The sequence below is a fragment of the Edaphobacter sp. FHG110511_03 genome (genome assembly GCF_059115365.1).
In genome coordinates, this window is record NZ_JBZYWL010000001.1 from 936482 (window position 1) to 955828 (window position 19347).

The 19347-nt window shown below is 59.9% G+C and carries 20 protein-coding genes; 15 read left to right on the forward strand and 5 right to left on the reverse strand.

Translation table 11 applies throughout. The annotated features are described in order from the left end of the window. Positions 1-106: 106 nt before the first annotated feature. Positions 107-616, reverse strand: coding sequence for a carboxymuconolactone decarboxylase family protein (locus AC5S26_RS03700; protein ID WP_494183499.1), 510 nt, complete (start codon positions 614-616; stop codon positions 107-109). Between the two features lie 156 nt (positions 617-772). Between AC5S26_RS03700 and AC5S26_RS03705 the strand changes: the two genes are divergently transcribed. The 3 genes from AC5S26_RS03705 to AC5S26_RS03715 all read left to right on the forward strand — a co-directional run bounded on the left by AC5S26_RS03705 (position 773) and on the right by AC5S26_RS03715 (position 2505). Next, positions 773-1192: a DoxX family protein gene (locus AC5S26_RS03705; protein WP_494183500.1), complete on the forward strand. Its 420-nt coding sequence runs from the start codon at positions 773-775 to the stop codon at positions 1190-1192. 82 nt (positions 1193-1274) lie between these two features. Continuing rightward, positions 1275-2159, forward strand: coding sequence for a sigma-70 family RNA polymerase sigma factor (locus tag AC5S26_RS03710; RefSeq protein WP_494183501.1), 885 nt, complete (start codon positions 1275-1277; stop codon positions 2157-2159). 76 nt (positions 2160-2235) lie between these two features. Then, positions 2236-2505, forward strand: coding sequence for a DUF2277 domain-containing protein (locus AC5S26_RS03715; RefSeq protein WP_494183502.1), 270 nt, complete (start codon positions 2236-2238; stop codon positions 2503-2505). Between the two features lie 65 nt (positions 2506-2570). Here the strand turns inward: AC5S26_RS03715 and AC5S26_RS03720 are convergent, their stop codons facing one another. The 4 genes from AC5S26_RS03720 to AC5S26_RS03735 form a co-directional block, all read right to left on the reverse strand. Continuing rightward, the gene (locus tag AC5S26_RS03720; protein WP_494183503.1) at positions 2571-3440 is read right to left on the reverse strand and encodes an isocitrate lyase/PEP mutase family protein; all 870 of its coding nucleotides are present in this window, start codon (positions 3438-3440) and stop codon (positions 2571-2573) included. Between the two features lie 532 nt (positions 3441-3972). Continuing rightward, the gene (locus AC5S26_RS03725; protein WP_494183504.1) at positions 3973-4344 is read right to left on the reverse strand and encodes a YidH family protein; all 372 of its coding nucleotides are present in this window, start codon (positions 4342-4344) and stop codon (positions 3973-3975) included. A gap of 331 nt (positions 4345-4675) precedes the next feature. Next, positions 4676-7324: an ABC transporter permease gene (locus tag AC5S26_RS03730; RefSeq protein ID WP_494183505.1), complete on the reverse strand. Its 2649-nt coding sequence runs from the start codon at positions 7322-7324 to the stop codon at positions 4676-4678. Beyond that, positions 7321-7665 carry a PadR family transcriptional regulator gene (locus tag AC5S26_RS03735; protein ID WP_494183506.1) on the reverse strand — a complete coding sequence of 115 codons (345 nt, stop codon included), beginning with the start codon at positions 7663-7665 and terminating at the stop codon, positions 7321-7323. Before AC5S26_RS03735 ends, AC5S26_RS03730 begins: the two co-directional genes overlap by 4 nt. Positions 7666-7789: 124 nt before the next feature. On the opposite strand from AC5S26_RS03735, the gene AC5S26_RS03740 reads away from it, so the two are divergent. The 12 genes from AC5S26_RS03740 (at position 7790) to AC5S26_RS03795 (ending at position 19025) form a co-directional block, all read left to right on the forward strand. Beyond that, positions 7790-8416 (forward strand): DUF1349 domain-containing protein, encoded by a 627-nt coding sequence (locus AC5S26_RS03740; RefSeq protein ID WP_494183507.1) that lies wholly within the window; start codon positions 7790-7792, stop codon positions 8414-8416. A 199-nt stretch (positions 8417-8615) separates the two neighbouring features. Next, positions 8616-8939: a preprotein translocase subunit YajC gene (yajC, locus tag AC5S26_RS03745; RefSeq protein ID WP_494183508.1), complete on the forward strand. Its 324-nt coding sequence runs from the start codon at positions 8616-8618 to the stop codon at positions 8937-8939. Between the two features lie 89 nt (positions 8940-9028). Beyond that, on the forward strand, positions 9029-10636 hold the full coding sequence (gene secD, locus AC5S26_RS03750; protein ID WP_494183509.1) for a protein translocase subunit SecD: 1608 nt from the start codon (positions 9029-9031) through the stop codon (positions 10634-10636). 134 nt (positions 10637-10770) lie between these two features. Next, positions 10771-11733 (forward strand): protein translocase subunit SecF, encoded by a 963-nt coding sequence (secF, locus tag AC5S26_RS03755; protein WP_494183510.1) that lies wholly within the window; start codon positions 10771-10773, stop codon positions 11731-11733. A 97-nt stretch (positions 11734-11830) separates the two neighbouring features. Continuing rightward, a complete protein-coding gene (locus AC5S26_RS03760) occupies positions 11831-12559 on the forward strand; it encodes an energy transducer TonB (RefSeq protein WP_494183511.1) in 729 nt (242 codons plus the stop codon). A 140-nt stretch (positions 12560-12699) separates the two neighbouring features. Continuing rightward, a complete protein-coding gene (locus AC5S26_RS03765; RefSeq protein ID WP_494183512.1) occupies positions 12700-13440 on the forward strand; it encodes a MotA/TolQ/ExbB proton channel family protein in 741 nt (246 codons plus the stop codon). A 186-nt stretch (positions 13441-13626) separates the two neighbouring features. Further along, entirely contained in the window at positions 13627-14073 is a 447-nt protein-coding gene (locus AC5S26_RS03770; protein ID WP_494183513.1) for an ExbD/TolR family protein, read from the forward strand. A 45-nt stretch (positions 14074-14118) separates the two neighbouring features. Beyond that, positions 14119-14553 (forward strand): ExbD/TolR family protein, encoded by a 435-nt coding sequence (locus tag AC5S26_RS03775; RefSeq protein WP_494183514.1) that lies wholly within the window; start codon positions 14119-14121, stop codon positions 14551-14553. Positions 14554-14856: 303 nt separating this feature from the next. Next, positions 14857-15678, forward strand: a complete 822-nt coding sequence (locus tag AC5S26_RS03780) for a hypothetical protein (protein ID WP_494183515.1) — start codon at positions 14857-14859, stop codon at positions 15676-15678. Positions 15679-15779: 101 nt separating this feature from the next. Then, positions 15780-16979 carry an amidohydrolase family protein gene (locus AC5S26_RS03785; protein WP_494183516.1) on the forward strand — a complete coding sequence of 400 codons (1200 nt, stop codon included), beginning with the start codon at positions 15780-15782 and terminating at the stop codon, positions 16977-16979. Positions 16980-17040: 61 nt separating this feature from the next. Next, positions 17041-18537, forward strand: coding sequence for an acetyl-CoA carboxylase biotin carboxylase subunit (gene accC, locus AC5S26_RS03790; protein WP_494183517.1), 1497 nt, complete (start codon positions 17041-17043; stop codon positions 18535-18537). After that, the gene (locus AC5S26_RS03795) at positions 18534-19025 is read left to right on the forward strand and encodes an acyl-CoA carboxylase biotin carboxyl carrier protein subunit (protein ID WP_494183518.1); all 492 of its coding nucleotides are present in this window, start codon (positions 18534-18536) and stop codon (positions 19023-19025) included. Before accC ends, AC5S26_RS03795 begins: the two co-directional genes overlap by 4 nt. The last annotated feature ends 322 nt before the right edge of the window (positions 19026-19347 follow it).

The following is a 19347-nucleotide window of genomic DNA, read 5'->3' on the forward strand; positions in this document are numbered from 1 at the left end:
GCAATTCAACCGGAATGTGTTCATCACGAAGTGCCAGAGCTTCTCGAGAACTGCGACTTCCAAAGGGCTGGCGGCCGTCGCGAGGTGCGATGACCGCCAATTTGTATTATCGGGATGCTGCGGCGTGTTCTTCCTGCCACTTTTTGGCTTCCGCGGACTTGATCCACTGGCCCGCGACTTGCTTCGAAGGAACATTGAGGCGGTTCCATAGGTTGATCATCGCAACGTTGAGCGTAAGGGCAGCGAGAGCCCTCTCGTCGTAATGTTGCGTAGCCTCGAACCAGACGTCGTCGGGAACGGGGTCGGAGCGGTCGGCCATTCGGGTTACGGCCTCCGCAAAGGAGAGGGCGGCGCGCTCGGCAGGGGTGAAGTAGGGTGCGTCATGCCAGGCACCTACAGCGATGAGGCGCTCGTCGGTCTCATCGGCCTGTTTTGCGGCACGAGCGTGCATGTCAACGCAGACGCTGCAGCCGTTGATCTGGCTGGCGCGGAGGTAGACGAGATTGAGAGTGGTGGCGGGCACGCCATTATCTTGCTTGGCGGCTGCGCCCAGTGCCATAAGGGCCTGCATGGCCTCTGGCAGGAGCATTGCGGGGTTGGTCATACGTGGTTGCATCGTTGTTCTCCTTCGGTGTTGCAGGATTGCGATCGGACGAGCTCCGACCCGGACACGATTTCTCCGCCCCGTTGTCACATCGGGCGAAATCGCTTCGTCATCACCATGACGGAGCGGATCGCGAGAGTGTGACAGCGGACAGAACGGAGCAGAGAGATGAAGAGGAAGACGATCTGGTATTGGGTATCGACGGGGTTGGTTGCATTCGCCTTGGTGTCCGGCGGGGTGGTGGATCTTGCGCGTCCGCGAGTGGTGGTCGAGGGGATGGCGCGGATCGGGTATCCGCTGTACTTCCTGACGCTCGTTGGTCTCTGGAAGGTGCTGGGAGGGCTGGCGCTGGTGTGGCCGGGACTGCCGAGACTGAAGGAGTGGGCTTACGCTGGAGTGTTCTTTGTGATGACGGGAGCGGCGGTATCGCATGCGGTGTGTGGGGAGATGGGATATGTGATTGCGCCGACGGTCCTCGCGCTGCTGAATGTGATGTCGTGGGCTCCCCGGCCGGAGAGCCGTATCCTTGGAGTGCCTGTTTCGCCGAGGCTGAAAGATTTTTCGGCTTCGGAGGCATCTGCTTCGTAGGATGTGATCTCGGCGGGTTCGATATTTGTAACATTTAGGGGAGCATTTATAGAGGATGCTCCAGAGCTTGCAGTGAGGGAGTATGGCGGTGCAAGGACAGGATTGGCTGGCGGAGCAGTTCGAGGAGAACAGAGGGCATCTGCGTGGGGTCGCATACCGGATGCTGGGTTCGCTGAACGAGGCGGATGACGCGGTGCAGGAGGCTTGGCTGCGGCTGAGCCGATCGGACTCGAGCGCGATCGAGAATCTTGGCGGATGGCTCACCACGGTGGTCAGTCGCGTTTGCCTGGATATGCTGCGGTCGAGGAAGTCGCGGCGCGAAGAGTCGATGGAGACCCAGGCAGCAGAGCCTGCAGCTCGAGCCGGCGGAGCTGACCCGGAGCGCGAGGCGGTGATGGCGGACGCGGTTGGCGTTGCCCTGCTGGTGGTTCTCGACAGACTAACCCCGGCAGAGCGGCTGGCCTTCGTGTTGCATGACCTGTTCGCGGTGTCGTTTGAGGAGATCGGCAATATTGTTGGCCGTTCGACGATGGCTGCCAGGCAGCTTGCGAGCCGGGCGCGACGAAGAGTGCAGGGAGCGCCAGTGGCGGAGGCGCAGCTGAGTGGTCAGCGACGACTCGTCGAAAGGCTTCTGACGGCGCTTCGGGCAGGGGATGTGCAGGGCATGGTGGCGGTGCTCGATCCCGAGTTTGTGATTCGAATCGACGAGGCCTCCAGGGAGCCGGGCGGACAGAGGGAGGTTCGTGGAGCCGAGGTCTGGGCGAAGCAGGCGATCGTCTTCGCGAGGGGAGCGCGCTTCATTCAGCAGGTGTTGGTGGATGGAGTTCCGGGCATGCTGCTGGCTCCGCATGGCCGCCTGATGCGCGTGCTGCGTTTCACGTTTGCCGGTGAAAAGATTGCAATCATCGAGGTGATTGGAGATCCTGCGGTGATGAAGAATCTGGACCTGGCGGTTTCGGGCGATTGAGGCCGTGCAGGAGAGCCGGTCGAGCGCGTAAAGTGGTCTCCAGTGTTGCGAATGCCTTGGGACTGGAGGTACGGCTATGTGCCGGAATATCAAGACGCTCTTCAACTTCGATCCACCTGTGACCGAGGACGAGGTGCGGGCGGCTTCCCTGCAGTTTGTGCGGAAGATTACAGGCTTCAACAAACCGTCGAAGGCGAACGAGAAGGCGTTTCAGGAGGCGATCGATGCGATCGCTGGGATTTCGACTGACCTTCTCCGCTCGCTCGAGACGGTTGCGCCTCCGAAGAACCGCGAAGAAGAGGCGGCGAAGCTGAAGGCGAAGAGCGTGCTGCGGTTTCAGACCTAATCTGCTGCCGCTCGATGCCCTCGCTGGGTTGAGGGAATCCTGTTTCCTCGCGGAAGCGTTGCTGGCTATCGCTGCCGATCGGCTTCGGCGATGGCGAGGTTGGCGCGGTCCTTGCGGAAGAAGTTGTTGATCTCGTCGTAGGGAGTAATTCCGTCGAGGCCGGCCATGGTCTGTTGCCGCGCAATTCCTTGGGCTGCGGCGATGAAGCCGGTCCAGGCGGCGCGGGCCAGCGCGGAGCCGGTGCTGACGCGACGGACTCCGAGTTGCTCGAGCTGGGGGAGCGAGAGCGGAGCGCTGGAGCAGACGAGGATGTTGACCGGGAGCGGGTGGGCGGCCTTGACGATGGCTTCCACCTCGGGCCGGGTGTGGGCTCCGGGGGCGTAGAGGACATCGGCTCCGGCGACGGCGTAGGCTTCGAGCCGGCGGATAGACTCGCGGAGAGGCTCGGGATGGCCGGTGAGGAAGGCTTCGGAGCGAGCGGTGAGGAGGACGCCGGAGTGTCCGATGGCCTGCTTGGCGGCTCGGATGCGCTCGGTGGCTAGGGAGAGATCGTAGAGCGGACGGTTGGGATCGCCGGTCGCATCCTCGATGGAGAGTCCGGCGACTCCGGTGGCGACGCAGAGGCGGACGTTTTCGGCGACCTCATTGGGAGAGTGCGCATAGCCGGATTCGAAGTCCGCGTTGATGGGGAGGTCTACGGCAGAGGCGATGGAGCGGATGTGCTCGAGGGCGGCATCGCGGGGAACGGCCCAGTCGGCGTCGGGGAGTCCGTGGGAGAAGGCGAAGCCGGAGCTGGTGGTGGCTAGCGCCTTAAAGCCGAGACCACGCAGATAACGCGCGGTGCCCACGTCCCAGGGGTTGGGAATGACAAAGAAGCCGGATTCGTGGAGGGTGCGAAAGGCGGCGCGGCGGACTGCGAAGGTATCTGGATTCATCGGCCTTGCTCTCTAGGTATCTGAGTGTTGCGGCTGTCTTTACGGTTCAAATTCTTCAGATCTGCAGTTGGTGATACTCCATCCCCCGCTTTTTGTGCAAAGTCTTGATTCTGTTTTGTTTAGACCCGGACCTCGGATGCAGAGTCCTGATTGTAAAAGGTTTAGTTCTAAAGTACTGATTTTATTTGGGTTCTACGGGTAGGTCTGGATTTGAGGATCTAGTTCTATTTTAGTGGTTGAGGTGGGGAGAATCGGCATTTCTATATTGCTCGTGGGGAATGGGTTAGGTGCCGGAGGGGCTTGACAGGTTCTCTCTGAGGGGTTTGAGCTTCGCTCAAATGGAGCCACCTTAGCGACGATGAGGCTGTCGCGAAGATGGGGCACCTGGGTTTGGTGGGTGGGTTGGTCCTTTTTAGGTTTGGGGGTGGAGAAGCGAAATACAGGGATCTCTCCACTTCGCTGCGCTTCGGTCGAGATGACGTGGTTTGGGTGGCGCTCGGTCTGGAGGAAGGTGAGTGGGTGGGAGAGTTGCTTATTGCATGAGAAGCAGCAAGGTACCCATGATGATTCCGAGGGCAGCGAGGAGCAGGGCGAGTGTCAGGGCTGTCTTCGAGAGTCTGCCGGGTATCCAGGAACCTTCGCGAAGCTGGCGGATGGTTCCGGCGTACTGGAGCGATGCGAGCACATTTACAGCGACGCCGAGGGCGAGGAGCAAGACTCCGGTAACCGGAGAGGTCCATCTTGGGTGGCCTGACTGGCCGGGCTGCATCTCCCGCAGGAAGATTCCGAAGCGGGCGATGGCGAAGCCGAAGCCCATAAGGGCTATGCCGGTGCGTATCCAGGCGAGAAAGGTTCTCTCGGCGGCGAAGTAGACGCGGGGATCCTGCTCGAGTGAGTCGGGCATGGGCGGATTATAGTTGCGGGGGTTTCGAGTGCTTCACGGAATAGGAATAAAAGTGTACCCCAGGGGCTGAAGCCCTTTCCTTTTCTTGTTGGGTGTGGCACGGCTGAAGCCGTGCCCTAAGCGAAGCGGTTCGAGGCTTCGCTCGAATGGACCCACCTTAGCGACGATGAGACTGTCGCGAAGATGGGGCACCGGTTTTGGTGATTTTGCGCATGGGTGGCCTTCTTAGGATTTGGTGGGCGGAAAGGGCTAAATACAGGGGTCTCTCCACTCCGCCGCGCTTCGGTTGAGATGACGTGGTTTGGTGGTTTGGTGATGGGTGGTGGTGGGGCTAGTCGTAGCGTAGGGCTACGACGGAATCGACTTTGGTTGCGGAGCGGGCGGGGAGGAGGGTTGCGGCCAGAGCTACGAGGGCGAGCAGGGCTGTAACTCCTATGAAGGTGGCGGGGTCGTGCGGACCTATGCTGAAGAGGAGGCTTTTGAGCAATCGCGAGACAGCGAGGGCGGCGCAGAGGCCGACGGCTCCGCCCAGCGCGATGAGGCGTATGCCGTCCCAGAGGATGAGGTACAGGATATTGGAGCGGCTGGCTCCGAGGGCCATGCGGACGCCCAGCTCCTGGGTGCGCTGCGCGACCATATAGGCGGTTACGCCGTAGAGGCCGATGACTGCCATCAGAAGTCCGGTGAAGGCGAAGAAACCGAGGAGCGCGCTCTCGAAGCGGGGGCGGTCGGCAAGCTTGCTGACGCGCTCGCGCATGGGTGCGATGTCGATGGGGACGGTGGGATCGAGCCTGGCAATCTGGGTCCTGATCCATGGGGTGACTGTATCGGGAGGAAGGGCGGTCTCGACGGTGAGGATGGTGTGGTTCCAATCTCCTTCGGGCGTGTTGCGGCGGAGTTCGTAGAACTCGGGGTCGTCCTCGCCGGCTAACTCGGCATTCTTCACATTGGCGGCGACGCCGATGACGGTGAACCACGCCCCACTGTCATAATCGATCTGCATGCGCTGGCCGATCGGATTTTCGCCCGGAAACAAACGGTCCGCCAGCAGCCTGCTGATGATCATGAAGCGTTCGCTGGAGTCTCGTTCTTCCTGAGTGAAGTTGCGCCCCTGCACGATGGCGACGCCAAGCGCGCGAAAATAATCGGGTGTGACGGAACGGGAGACGGTGGTGCCTCCGGTGCCCGGCGTGGGACGCGGCCTTCCATCGACAGCCAGCTCCGAGTAGCGCCTGCCGCCGTGCCGTCCACCTGGAGGAAGCGAGTCGCTGATTCCTACGGCGGTGACTCCCGGCACACGTCGAACAGCCTCTTCCACCTGCTCGAAAAACTGCATCGTCGTCTGATTGTCTTCGTAGCGGTCTCGTGTGAGAGAGGCGTTGACGGTGAGGACGCCGTGGGTCTCGATCCCGAGGTTCTGTGCCTGCAGGTTGCGAAAGCTTCGCAGAAGCAACGTGGCGCCGGAGAGAAGGATCATGCTGACGGCGATCTGAGCGACGACGAGGGTCCGGCGCAGGACAGCGTGTCCGCTGGATCTGGTCGCGCGTGCGGCAAGCGCACCCGGGCGCGGTTTCTGCAATGCGGGAATCAGGCCAAACAGCACACCGCAAAGCAGAGAGAGAAGCATAGCGAAGAGGAGGATGCGGGGATCGAGGCGTGCCTTGTCGAGAAAGGGAACCCCGGCGGGAGCGATGGCGACGAAGATCTTCAGGAGGATCTCGGCGAGGATGCATCCGGCGGCTGCTCCGGTGAGGGAGAGAAGGAGGGCCTCGGTGAGGGTTTGGCGCATGAGACGGCCACGGCTCGCTCCCAGTGCGGAGCGGACTGCCAGCTCACGCTCTCTGGATGCGGCCCGGGTGAGAAACAGGCTGGCGACGTTGGCGCAGGCGATCAGGAGCACGGCGAGGACGGAGCCGAGCAGAACCCAGGCGACGAGGCGCACGTCCTGCATCTGGCGGTCGCGAAGGGAACGGACCTTGAGGTGAAAGTCCTTGCGGAACACGGTGCGGTCCCCAACGGGGAGAATCTTGAGGATGTATTGAAAGAGAGGCTGCATGGCCTCGCGTGACTGATCGAGGGTAATGCCGGGCTTGAGGCGGGCGAAGGCCCACATCGGTATGCCGATACCACTATTGACGGTGTGCTGGGCCGAGATATCGACGGCCCGTGGAAGGACGATGTCGGCGGCCTGGAGCCTCGGCATCTCGAAGTCTTTCGGAAGCACGCCGATAATACGCACGGATTTGCCGTCGATTTCGATGAGCTTGTTGAGGACGCCCGGATCGCGGTTGTATTGAGTGAGCCATACGCCGTAGGAGATGAGCGCGACCTTTGGCCCGTGGGGGCGATCTTCTTCGGGGAGGAAGTTGCGTCCGAGGAGAGGCGAGATTCCAAGGGTCGGGAGGAAGTTTCCTTCGACGCGGGCGCAGTTCAGGCGTACAGGGTTGTGCTCGGTCAGGTCGCACTCGTCTGTACCGCCCTCTTCGGTGAGCGATTCGAAGGGGGTCTGGTTGTCCTTCCAGTAGTAGTAGAAGCTGCCGAGGGTGAACTCCTGCTTTTCGAGCGACTGGACTAGGCCGACCGAGACGAGGCGGTCGGGATGTCCATAGGGTAGGGCGCGGAAGAGGATGGGGTCGACGACGCTGAAGACGGCGGTGGTGGTCCCGATGCCGAGGGCAAGCGTGACGATGACGGTGGCGGTGAAGAGCGGATTGCGGCGGAATCCGCGCAGGGCGTAGCGAATGTCCTGGGCGAGGGTCTCGAGCCACCAGTCGGGACGTTGTTGATGGGATTGCTCGCGGGTGCGCTCGATGCCGCCGAAGTCGATGAGGGTTTGGCGGCGTGCCTCTTCAGGGGAGAAGCCACTGGCGATCTTTTGTTGTATGGACTGCTCGATGTGGAACGCGAGCTCTTCGTCGAGGTCGCTGTGCGGCCTGGGGAAGAGCAGGAAGCGCAGACGGGTGAGGAGAGTGTGGATCATGAGGAGGCCTCGGGTGTTTGCCGGACGATGAGGCCGATGGCGGAGGAGAGCCGCTCCCAGGTGTCGAGCTCGGACTCGAGCTGCTGCTTGCCGGCGGGGGTGAGGGAGTAGAACTTGGCGCGGCGGTTGTTCTCGGAGGAGCCCCAGTCGGACTGGATCCAGCCTTTGTATTCAAGGCGGTGGAGGGCGGGATAAAGGGAGCCCTGGCCGATCTGGAGGACGTCTTTGGAGAGCTGCTGGATGCGCTGAGCGACTCCCCAGCCGTGCATGGGCTCGAGGGCGAGGGTCTTGAGGATGAGGAGGTCGAGCGTTCCCTGGAGCAGGTCGGTGGAAGGCGGCATGGTTCCCCTCGGCTTTCGACAGGTAGATTTACGCCCGCTTCCTGTCGGTTGTCAAGGGGAGAGAACGGGCAGAGCTTTCTGGACGGGTTGAGGGCGCGCGGCTAGACTTCCGATGGAGGCGACCTTGAACCGTGCCGTTGCGCTTGTCATTCTGTTTATGAGCCTTTCCTTTACGTCCGGAGCGCAGACCTCGAAGCTCGCGTGGGAGCATGAGCCCGCGAAGTGGACGGAGTCGGCGGGGGGTTTAACCGAGACTGTTCCTGCCGGTACGGACTACTGGCGCGTGACCCATTATGGGTTTATCCGGGACAATGGGCCGTTTCGATACCAGGAGCGGAGCGGGGATTTCGAGGCGAAGGTCCGGATCTCGGGGCAGTATCGCGAACTGTATCACCAGGCGGGACTTATGATCCGGATCGATGAGAAGAACTGGATCAAGACGGGGATTGAGTTTGTGGATGGCAAACAGAATCTCAGCGCAGTGGTGACGCGTGAGACCTCGGACTGGTCGGTGGTTCCGCGCTCGGATAGTCCGAAGTCGATATGGCTGAGGCTGCAGCGGCATAAGGATGCGGTGCAGATCGAGTACTCGCTGGATGACGCGAACTGGTTGATGCTGAGGCTGGCGTATTTTCCGCCGGATGTGCCGGTGAAGATTGGCATGGTGGCGGCTGCTCCGGGGAAGCAGGATTTTCAGGTGGTGTTCGATCACTTCAGCGTGGGTCCGCTGAAGGTGTCCGATAAGAAATGACGGCGGGGATTCGAGGTTTGCTCTGAATGGCAAGGAAGAGGAGCGGCGCGGATTTCTTGACAGTGGGGCAGTCGACCGGCGATGCTTAGGGGCTAGGCACTCATTTTGGCCTCAAAGGAAGAAGTGCGTCATCTGCGCGCTTCCACGAGCCATTTTTCAGCAATTTTGAGGTCAGCTTCGTAAGGGAATGGAGTCTTGGATGTCAGCAGCAATCTGGTTGCAGAGCGCGCCGAGCGGCCTGGGAGGTCTGGGAAGTTTGAGCGGTCTGGCTCTGCCGATCCTGTTCTTCGTCGTGTTGTACTTTCTGATGATTGTTCCGAATCAGAGGAAACAAAAAAAGTGGCAGGCGATGCTGGAGCAGATCAAGTCCGGAGATCGCGTGACCACCAATGGCGGAATCCGGGGCACGGTGCTGACGGTGAAGGACGATTCGCTGATTTTGCGGGTGCAGCCGGATGGCGTGAAGCTGGAGTTTGTGAAGAGCGCGATTGCCGCGGTTACGACCGAGGAACCGGCAGCTTAGAAGCGCGACTCCGAGAGAGATTTAAAGGGAAGAGAAGGCGTGTGCGGCAGGTTTATGAGGCCGCAAGCGCTGTGAAGTGAAGAGAGATCATGGGAAAGAATCTGGCCTATAAAACGGCTTTCATCATTGGGGTGCTGCTGGTCTTCTGCTACGGCATCGTGGGTATCCCGCATGGCGGTTTGAAGGAATCGATCGCCCGGCGCATCAACCTGGGACTGGACCTGAAGGGTGGAATCCACCTGGTGCTGGAGGTCCACGTGGATGAGGCTGTCGCCTCTTCGGTAGACCGGGATGCCGTTAGGCTGCAGACGGACCTGTCGACTGCGGGCATTTCGGGCGTATCCGCCGGGCGGACCGATGCTTCACGGCCGCAGACGATCGTGGTTACGGGAATTCCTGCCGGAAAGCTGACCGACGCGCGCGGTGTGTTCAATGGCCCGAATTACAGCGCATACGATGTTGCCTCGGGGGCGGACGGTTCGACGACGCTGACGATGAAGCAGGCCGCGGCTCGCGACCTTGCCAATCGCACGGTCGAGACCTCGATCGAGACGATTCGGGAACGCGTGGACAAGCTGGGCGTGACCGAGCCGGTGATCCAGAAGTATGGCCTGGGCGACAACCAGATTCTGGTGGAACTGCCTGGCCTGGATGACCCGGCGAGGGTGGAAGAGATTATTCAGTCGACGGCGAAGCTGGAGATTCATGCCGTAGCGGGCGGCCCATTCGCTACGGATCAGGAGGCGCTGCAGTCGACCGGCGGCGTGGTTCCGGCGGACTCGGTGCTGATGCATGGCTCGGTTTCGGCGGGCGCTCCCGACCAGATCTGGCTGCTGAAGCGGGTGAGCGAGGTTGAAGGAACGGACTTCCGCGACGCGCAGCCTTCGACGGACCAGAACGGGCGTCCGAATATCACCTTCAACCTGACGACCGAGGCGGGCGACCGTTTCTACAAGTACACCAGCGAGCACAGCTCGACGAGCGCGACGCCGGGTTCGATGGCGATTGTGCTGGACAACAAGGTGCGCGAGGTGGCGAGCATCAACTCGGCGATTCGTGACCGAGGCGAGATCGAGGGCGGATTTACCAAGCAGCAGGCTGCCGATCTTTCGCTGATGTTGCGGACCGGAGCGCTGCCGGCGACGATCTCGTTCCTGGAGACGCGCACGGTGGGGCCGAGCCTGGGCGCGGCTTCTATCCGGCAGGGTGTCATCGCGGCAGTGGTAGGGCTTCTGGCCGTAATGATCTTCATGCTGATCTACTACCGCGGCGCGGGAATCAATGCGTGTCTCGCGCTGATTCTGAACCTGGTGATCCTGCTGGGCTTTATGGGATTCGCGGGCTCGGTGCTTACGCTGCCGGGAATCGCGGGCGTGATTCTGACGATCGGTATGGGCGTGGACTCGAATGTGCTGATCTTCGAGAGAATTCGCGAGGAGATGCGGGCTGGCAAGTCGGCCGCAGTAGCTGTGCAGCAGGGTTTTGCGCATGCCTGGGTCACCATTATCGACACGCACGTGACGACGATCGTCTCGGCACTGATTTTGTTCGTGTTCGGGACGGGGCCGGTGCGCGGATTCGCGGTGACGCTGGCGTTCGGCCTTTTGGCGAACCTGTTCACGGCTGTATTCGTCTCTCGCGTGATCTTCGATTCGCACCTGAAGAACAAGGAGCGCGGAGCAGCGCTTTCGATTTAGCAGGACGAAGGGTCGGGTGGTGGAAGAACAGATTCCTCCACCCCCCTTCACTCCGGCAGGAATGACAAGTTTAGAAAGCGGAAAGCTGAAGCTGAACGATGAGGCTGCAGCCTGAGGCTTAGAGGAACGGTATCGTGGAACTTTTCAAGAGCACTAACATCGACTGGCTGGGGAAGAAGTGGTATTTCCTTGGATTCTCCCTGATCTTCTCCGTAGCCGGAGTGTTGAGCATGCTGTTCTGGCATGGCATTCCCAAAGGCGTGGACTTTACGGGCGGAACGCAGATCCGCGTGGCGTTCGACCAGGCCCCGAATGAGGATCACATTCGCCAGGCGATGAATAAGGCCGGGGTCCATGACGCGCGAATTCAGCGGGTCAGCGATCCGAGCGGCCATGCGGCGAACAAGGTCATCATCGCACTGCCGATCACGTCAGCGACTGACCAGGCGCATGATGCCGGGCGCCAGGCCGTCGAGAACGCGCTGTCCGCCAACTATCACGACTCCAAGGCCACGGTGGAGCAGGTAGAGATCGTAGGCCCGACCGCAGGCAAGCAGCTGCAGAACCAGGCGATGCTGGCGACGCTGTACTCGCTGATCGGCATGCTGATCTATCTATGGTTCCGATTCGAGCTGATCTACGGCGTGGCGGCGGTTGTGGCGGTGTTTCACGACACCCTGATTACGATCGGAGCCTTCAGCCTTACGAATCAGGAGATTACCCTTACGGTGATCGCGGCGATCCTGACCCTGATCGGCTATTCGATGAACGACACGATCGTCGTCTTCGACCGTATCCGGGAAAATCTTGTGGGTTCGCGACGTGACTCGCTGGCCACGGTGGTTAATAAATCGATCAATCAAACCCTGAGTCGTACCGTATTGACCTCAGGGCTGACGTTTCTGACAGTGCTGAGCTTGTATCTGTTTGGCGGCGAGGTACTTCACGGATTTTCCTTCGCACTGGTGGTTGGCATCCTGATCGGCACGTATTCGTCGATCGCGGTGGCGGCTCCGATGCTGGTGGCGTACCAGGAATGGCGCTCGAAACGGGGCAAGGCCGCGACCCTGCCTACGGGCAAAAGGGTCAAGGCGTAAATAATTTCAAAAAAGAATCAAAAGAACCCAGAATCCGGGAACAAACCAAAAAGCCGTGGTGTCTATAGTCAAATAGCTCTTCTCCGCGAGGCTGGATATGTTTGAAGACTCATTGATGGAATCCGGCGGCAAGATCAAGACGAAGTCCAAGTACTGGATGATTGGCACTTTTGTTTTCAATGCCGCCATTCTTGGGACTTTGATCCTGATCCCACTGCTGTATCCCGAGGCACTGCCCAGGACGGCGTTGACCGCCATGCTTACGGCACCGCCACCACCCCCGCCGCCTCCACCCCCGCCGCCCCCGGCGCAGGTGGTTAAGCCGATCAAGATGGTTTCGGAGATCGATCAGGGTCTGCACGCTCCGACCAAGATCCCCAAGGACATCAAGATGTTGAAGGAGGAGGCCGCGCCTCCGCAGATGGCCGGTGTTGCCGGTATGAGCGGTATGGGTTCCGGCTCCGGCGTTCCTGGCGGCGTGATGGGCGGCATTGGAAGCGCCCCCGCACCTGTAGTCAAGGTAGAGAAGCCAAAGGGCCCGATTCGTGTCTCGAGCGGTGTGGTTGCCGGTAACGCAATCTCGCAGCCGAAGCCGATCTATCCTCCGATCGCCAAGGCGGCCCACGTCTCGGGTGCAGTTGTCCTGCACGCCATCATCTCCAAGACTGGAACCGTCCAGAACCTGCAGGTGATCAGCGGTCCGGAGATGCTGCGCGCCTCCGCGCTGGATGCGGTGCGCAATTGGAAATATAAGCCGTATGTTCTGAACGGCGAAGCTACCGAGGTAGAAACCACCATTACTGTGAACTTCAACTTTGGCGGCTAGACTCCTTCATGCGGGTCGCCCGCAAATGGGCGGCTCGAGACGATAACGACCTTACTCGCTTCTCCTTCAGTGCATCACACGTCTGGGGAGTTCGACTCTGAAATACGAAGCTTAGAGTTCCCAATCAGGAGGAATATTCTGTGATTCTCGCTCATATCGCAAACGTAACCCATGTACCCACCTCGCTCGCGCTGTTCTTCCAGGAGGCTCAGGTTGGATTCAGCCCCCTGCAGCTCTGGGGCAACATGGGTAATCTCGCCCGTGCAGTCGTCATTCTTCTCTTCATCATGTCGATCTGGTCGCTGGCCGTGATCATCGACCGCGCGCTTTACTTCTCGGCGGCCCGCAAGCAGTCGCGTGAGTTCGCCCCCAAGGTCGCCGGTGCCCTCAAGGACGGCCGTCTGGACGAGGCGATCAAGGTTGCCGACCGCTCCAAGAAGTCGCACCTTGCTGAGGTTGTCACCGCCGGTCTGCAGGAGTTCCGCAGCTTCGGTTCCGGCGGCGCCATCACCGAACAGCAGATCGAGAGCTCCAAGCGCGCTCTTGAGCGTTCGGAGGCGATCGTTCACGCCAAGCTGAAGCGCGGCCTGGGCGGTCTGGCGACGATCGGATCGACGGCACCGTTTATCGGCCTGTTCGGAACCGTCGTTGGTATCTTGAACGCCTTCCAGCAGATCGCTACGCAGAAGACATCCGGTATCGGCGCGGTCGCCGGCGGTATCTCTGAGGCCCTGGTGACGACGGCGTTCGGCCTTCTGGTCGCCATCCCCGCCGTTATGACCTTCAACTACTTCACCGGCAAGGTCGAGGCCTTCGACGTGGAGATGGACAACAGCTCCAGCGAGCTGGTGGACTACTTCATCAAGCAGAGCCACCGCTAAGCTGTAGCCTTTCCGCTATGGAAGACGCACAACCGAGAGCATCCCGCGAGAGTTACAGCTCAAAGGTTCTCCGGATGCCCAAAACCACGGCATCCGGAGAACCCAAAGCGAGGCCCGCAGCAGGATCGACGGGAACGGCCCTTGCAGGACGAGTGAATACGGCATAGCCGCACGGAGCACAGGCATATGGGAATCAGCAAGCGGGAAGAAGGAAAAAAGGTCAACTCCAACATCAACGTGACCCCGATGGTGGACGTCATGCTGGTGCTTCTAATTATCTTCATGGTGATCACCCCCATGCTGAACAACAAGGTGAACGTCGACCTTCCGAAGACCGATTCGGCGACGGTGATGGAAGACGCGAACAAGGAAGACGCGATCACGATTGCGGTGACGCGGGATGGACGAACGTTCCTTGGAGGAGACCAGGTAACTCTGGACGACCTGGGACCGAAGATTTCGGCGAAGCTCGAGAACAAGACCACCAAGCAGGTCTATATGCGCGCCGATGCCAGGGCCAACTATGGCAAGGTGATGGACGCCGTCGATGGAGTTCGGGCGGCAGGCGTGAGCCAGCTTGGCCTGTTGACGGAAAAGCGCGAAGAAGCTGACATAAATACGAAGAAGAAGTAACCAGCTGCGCCTATTTGAATAGGTCGTAGCTCCGAGGAGAATCCGATGGGAATGAGTGGTGGAAATACCGGCGGAGCGATGTCCGATATGAACGTGACGCCGCTGATCGACGTACTGCTGGTACTGCTGATTATCTTCATGGTGATCGTGCCGGTAACCCCGAAGGGGCTGGACACGCTGGTTCCGCAGCCGCCGAAGGAAAAGACGCAGGATCAGCCGAACGATCGCACGATCGTGGTGCAGGTCCTCTCCAATGGTGCGGGCGCTCCTTCATACAAGATCAACGACACCTCTTTCAATAAACAGGACATCGAGCCCAAGCTGGTTGAGATCTTTTCCGCTCGCCAGGAGAAGGTCATGTTCGTCAAGGGTGACAAGGACCTGGACTTCAGCAAGGTTGCTGAAGTGATTGATTTCGGCCATCAGGCCGGGGTTGATAATATCGGTCTGATCACACCGCGGGTTGAAGCAGGACAATAGTTTAGTCAGGTCTCGCACCAGGGAATCAATTCGGGCGGTCCGGCTATAAGAGCGGCCGCCCGATTCGTTTGCTTTTGCAGTTGTAATTTTGATCTCGATGATTTGAAGCGGCCACCGCTGAGCCTGCCCTTCAAGAATTTTTGATTGAGATCGGCAACATATCGAAGAATCGTAACGAATAGAACTTCCGCCACTGGTCACAGAGGGCGGTATACCATTACAATCAATCGGCAAGCACAATTTTTCGTTTCATCGAACCGTCCACAGACAATACGCGCCCATCTGAAGGAGATATCACGTCCCATGAAATTGACCGCTCGGATTCCGGTTACGGCCGCTCTGCTGGCGCTGATGCTTAGTACGGTTACCGGATGCAATAAGCTAAAGTCGCGCGACCAGCTCGTTAAAGGCGTGCAAGCCTTCAAAAACGCGCGCTATGAAGAAGCGGTTAACCATTTCCAGAGTGCCATCAGCCTGGATCCCAACTCCGCCGACGCGAAGCTTTACCTTGCGACCGCGTATTCCTACCAGGTCGTTCCAAATCTCGATACTCCTGAAAACCTGGCCCTCGCAAAGAAAGCGCTCGACGGCTTTCAGGCAGTGCTGGCCAACAATCCGAATGATGTAGGGGCGCTCAAACAGGTCGCTTCCATCAACTTCAATACCAAGAAGTTCGAGGAGGCCAAGGAGTATCAGAAGAAGGTCATCGCTCTGGATGCGAACGACGCAGAGGCGCACTACACGATTGGCGTCGTGGACTGGATTCAGGCATACAAGAATGCCCAGACGATTCTTGCTGCGGATGGCCTGACAGATGACGGCAATGGCAACGTGAAGAAGAGCAAGGCCACCTGCCAGAAGCTGAAGGATCAGAATACGCCGCTGATTGATGAAGGCATGCAGTATCTGCAGAAGGCAGTCCAGATCAACACGACTTACGACGATGCCATGCAGTACCTCAACCTGACCTATCGCCGCAAGGCCGATATCGAGTGCGGCGATGAGAATGCCCGCAAAGATGATCTGGCCAAGGCTGACGAGTGGGCCCAGAAGGCGATGGGAGCTCGCAAGGAGAACGAGAAGAAGAAGGAAGAGAAGACGCAGGGCGGCGTCACAATGCAGTAGCCTGCTGATCTCCTTTCGAAGAGCGAAGAGCCTCCCGATCCGGGAGGCTCTTCTTTTTGCGGAAGCGAACTTGTTGCAGCGCACCTGCGTATCACCCGGCAATGAGATTCTTTCTGATCCTGCTCTTGTGTTCGGTGGTTGGGAGATGTGCGGCTCAGGACCTGGTGATCGAAGATGCGAAGGTCTACATCTCGCCGGAGGCTCCTCCGCTGACCGGAGCGACGGTTGTGGTGCGCTCGGGAAAGATCACGGAGCTGGCGACACACCGTGTGAAGGCGAGGGGAGCGACGGTGTTGCCATGCAAGGGCTGCGTTGTTTGCGCAGGCTTCTGGAATACGCATGTGCACTTTACCGAGCCGAAATGGCAGGATGCTGCCCATGCTCCCGCTGCCCGGCTGACGGAACAGATGCAGGCGATGCTGACCCACTCGGGATTTACTTCCATCGTCGATACGGGCTCGGACCCGCAGAACACAGTGACGCTGCGACGGCGTGTGGAGAGCGGCGAGGTGCTCGGGCCGCGCATCTACACGGCCGGCTGGCCGCTTTTTCCGCCGCATGCGTTGCCCTTCTATCTGGCCGATCTTCCACCGCAGGCTCGCGCGCAGTTGGGACAGCCGGAAGACGAGGCTCAGGTGGATGCGTTGATCGAGCGCAATCGCGCTCGCGGCTCCGATGTGGTGAAGCTTTTTACGGGTTCGTATGTGGAGCGTGGCGAGGTGGTGCCGATGTCTTTGACACTGGCGCGCAGGGCAGTCGAGGATGCCCACCGCCATGAACAGATCGTCTTTGCGCATCCGTCAAACTCGGAAGGCATCCGGGTGGCAATTGAGAGCGGGGTGGATGTGCTGGCGCATGCCCCGGATACAGTGAATGGCGTTGACGACGCTCTGCTGAGGAAGGCTGTGGAGCATCATATGACGATGGTGCCCACGCTGAAGCTCTTCTCGGACACGAACAATATTGTGGAGATTCGCGCAATTGTAAAGAGTTTTCACGCTATGGGCGGCGAGCTGATGTTTGGCACGGATACGGGCTTTCTCACGGACTACGATGTCGGCGAGGAGTACAGGCAGCTTTGCCGGGTGGGACTGTCTTATCGCGATGTGCTCGCGATGCTGACGACGGTTCCGTCGCGGAGGCTCGGAGTGTCGGCGCATGAGGGCGCGGTGGCAAAGGGGATGGATGGAGATCTCACAGTGCTTTCCGCCGATCCTGCTTTGGGAGATCCCGCAGCGTTCACGCAGGTGATGTACACAATCCGAGGAGGACGGGTGATCTACCGGCACGGTGACCAATGAAGGAGATCCTGTCCCTGCTCAAGGCAGGTGTGGTGCGATAGAATTCCGCCCTACGGGCTTTATGAAAAAAGTGCTGGTTGCCAATCGTGGGGAGATCGCTGTCAGGGTCATGCGGACTTGTCGTGAGATGGGTCTGCCGACGGTGGCGGTTTATTCCGACGTTGACCGGGCGGCGCTTCACGTTGCGTTTGCAGATGAGGCCTATCGCCTGGGTCCAGGGCCCGCGACAGAGAGCTATCTGTGCGCCGATCTGATTCTTGAAGCAGCGCGGAAAGCAGGGGCGGATGCCATTCACCCTGGCTATGGGTTTCTGTCGGAGAACGCATCATTTGCCGAGGCATGCGTAGCAGCAGGGATTACATTTATCGGCCCGCCGGCAAGCGCGATGCGAGCGCTGGGCTCGAAGACAAAGGCGCGACAGGCCGCCGACGCGGCCCAGATGCCGCGCGTCCCGGGCAGTGTGACGGGGCTTGCAACCGCGGATGAGGCTCTTCGGATTGCAGGGGAGATCGGGTATCCGGTGATGCTGAAGGCCGCGGCCGGCGGTGGCGGCAAGGGCATGCGCGCTGTCTTCCATGCAGAGGAACTCGCCTCGGCCTATGCGGCCGCAAGCAGCGAGGCGGAACGAAGCTTCGGTTCCGGCGAGGTCTATCTGGAGAAGTTGATCGAGCGTCCGCGGCACATCGAGATCCAGCTGATCGCAGATACTCATGGCAACTGCCTCTATCTGGGAGAGAGGGAGTGCTCGGTGCAGCGTCGGCACCAGAAGGTGATCGAGGAGGCTCCGTCTGCGGTCGTCGGTCCCGATCTGCGTCGCAGGATGGGTGAGGCGGCGGTGCGACTTGCGCTCTCGGCTGGGTATGTCAATGCGGGCACTGTCGAGTTTCTTGTGGACGCCGAGGAGAACTTCTACTTCCTCGAGATGAATACCCGGCTCCAGGTTGAGCATCCCGTGACCGAGTTGATTACGGGACTTGATCTTGTCCAGATGCAGCTTCGCGTCGCCATGGGAGAGCCGCTTCATCTACGCCAGGAAGATATCCAGCTGCGCGGCCATGCGATTGAATGCCGCATCTATGCCGAGGATCCTGAGAATAATTTTCTTCCATCGCCGGGAAAGATTACGCGGCTGGTACAGCCCTCAGGGCCGGGCATTCGGGAAGACTGCGGTGTCTATGCAGGCTGGACGGTGCCGCTGGAGTATGACCCGATGCTGTCGAAGCTGATTGCTTACGGAGAGACACGCGAGGCAGCGATCGCGCGAATGCTGCGCGCGCTGGATGAATACGTCATCGGTGGCATCCGGACGAACATAGGGTTGTTCCGGCGTATTCTGCTCGACGATGACTTCCGCGCCGCACAGATCGATACCGGATACCTGGAGCGGCTTCTGGCCTCTCCCTCGAAGGAGGAATCGGCAGATGAGGTTCCGGACGATGTTCTCGCCCTGGCAGCGGCGTTGTTGATGGCAGGGCAGAAGGAACACATTCCGGTGGCAGCTGCCGCTTCCGAGAGTCGATGGACGGCAACGGGACGGCGCGAGGGGCTTCGCGCATGACGGTGTGGCTTGAGATTGCGGGCAGACGGCGCCGTGTGGAGTTGCCCGCCGGCGCTGCGGGTGGCAGGTTGCAATGCGCAGTGGATGATCGGGCGATCGATGTAGATGCGCAGACGATAGAGCCGGGGATTCTCTCGCTGATCGTGGACGGGCGGCAGTACCGGTGCCTTCTCGATGGAGATGCCATTGTGATCGCTGGAAGACGGTACGAATTCGTCGTGGACGATCCGCGCTCCCTGCGGGGCCGGCGGGGAGCGAATGATAGTGGCGTCGGGCCGCGAGCGGTGAAGGCCCCTATGCCGGGCCGCGTGGTCCGCGTGCTTGTCAGCGAGGGCGATGAGGTGGATGAACGGCAGGGCTTGGTCGTGATCGAGGCGATGAAGATGCAGAATGAGTTGAGGTCGCCGAAGGCGGGACGTGTGGTCAAGGTTACGGCGGCCACAGACCAGACCGTAGAAGCCGGGGCCGTCCTCGTTATTGTGGAATAAGCTCATGCCGAGCTGACCGACTCAATGAGTGCATTGCCCTGTTATCGACAGTTGACCGAAGCATAGGATCAACTTCGGTTGGTCTTGCGTCCACAATCGATACCTTCCGACAAACCGGCTCATGAGACGATACGCCGCTGTAAATCTTTTCGCTGAGGCGGCCAATCTTTTTCTATTGACTCTCCGTGCAAAGAGCCTATTATATTTTTCTCCCCCGCGAGGCCGCGGCGAAATAGCTGGAATTCAGGGCCCCGCAACAACGTATACAAATCCAGGCTTGATTGATCCAAGGTCGCTTTCCACCGGATGGTGGACAGGAGAT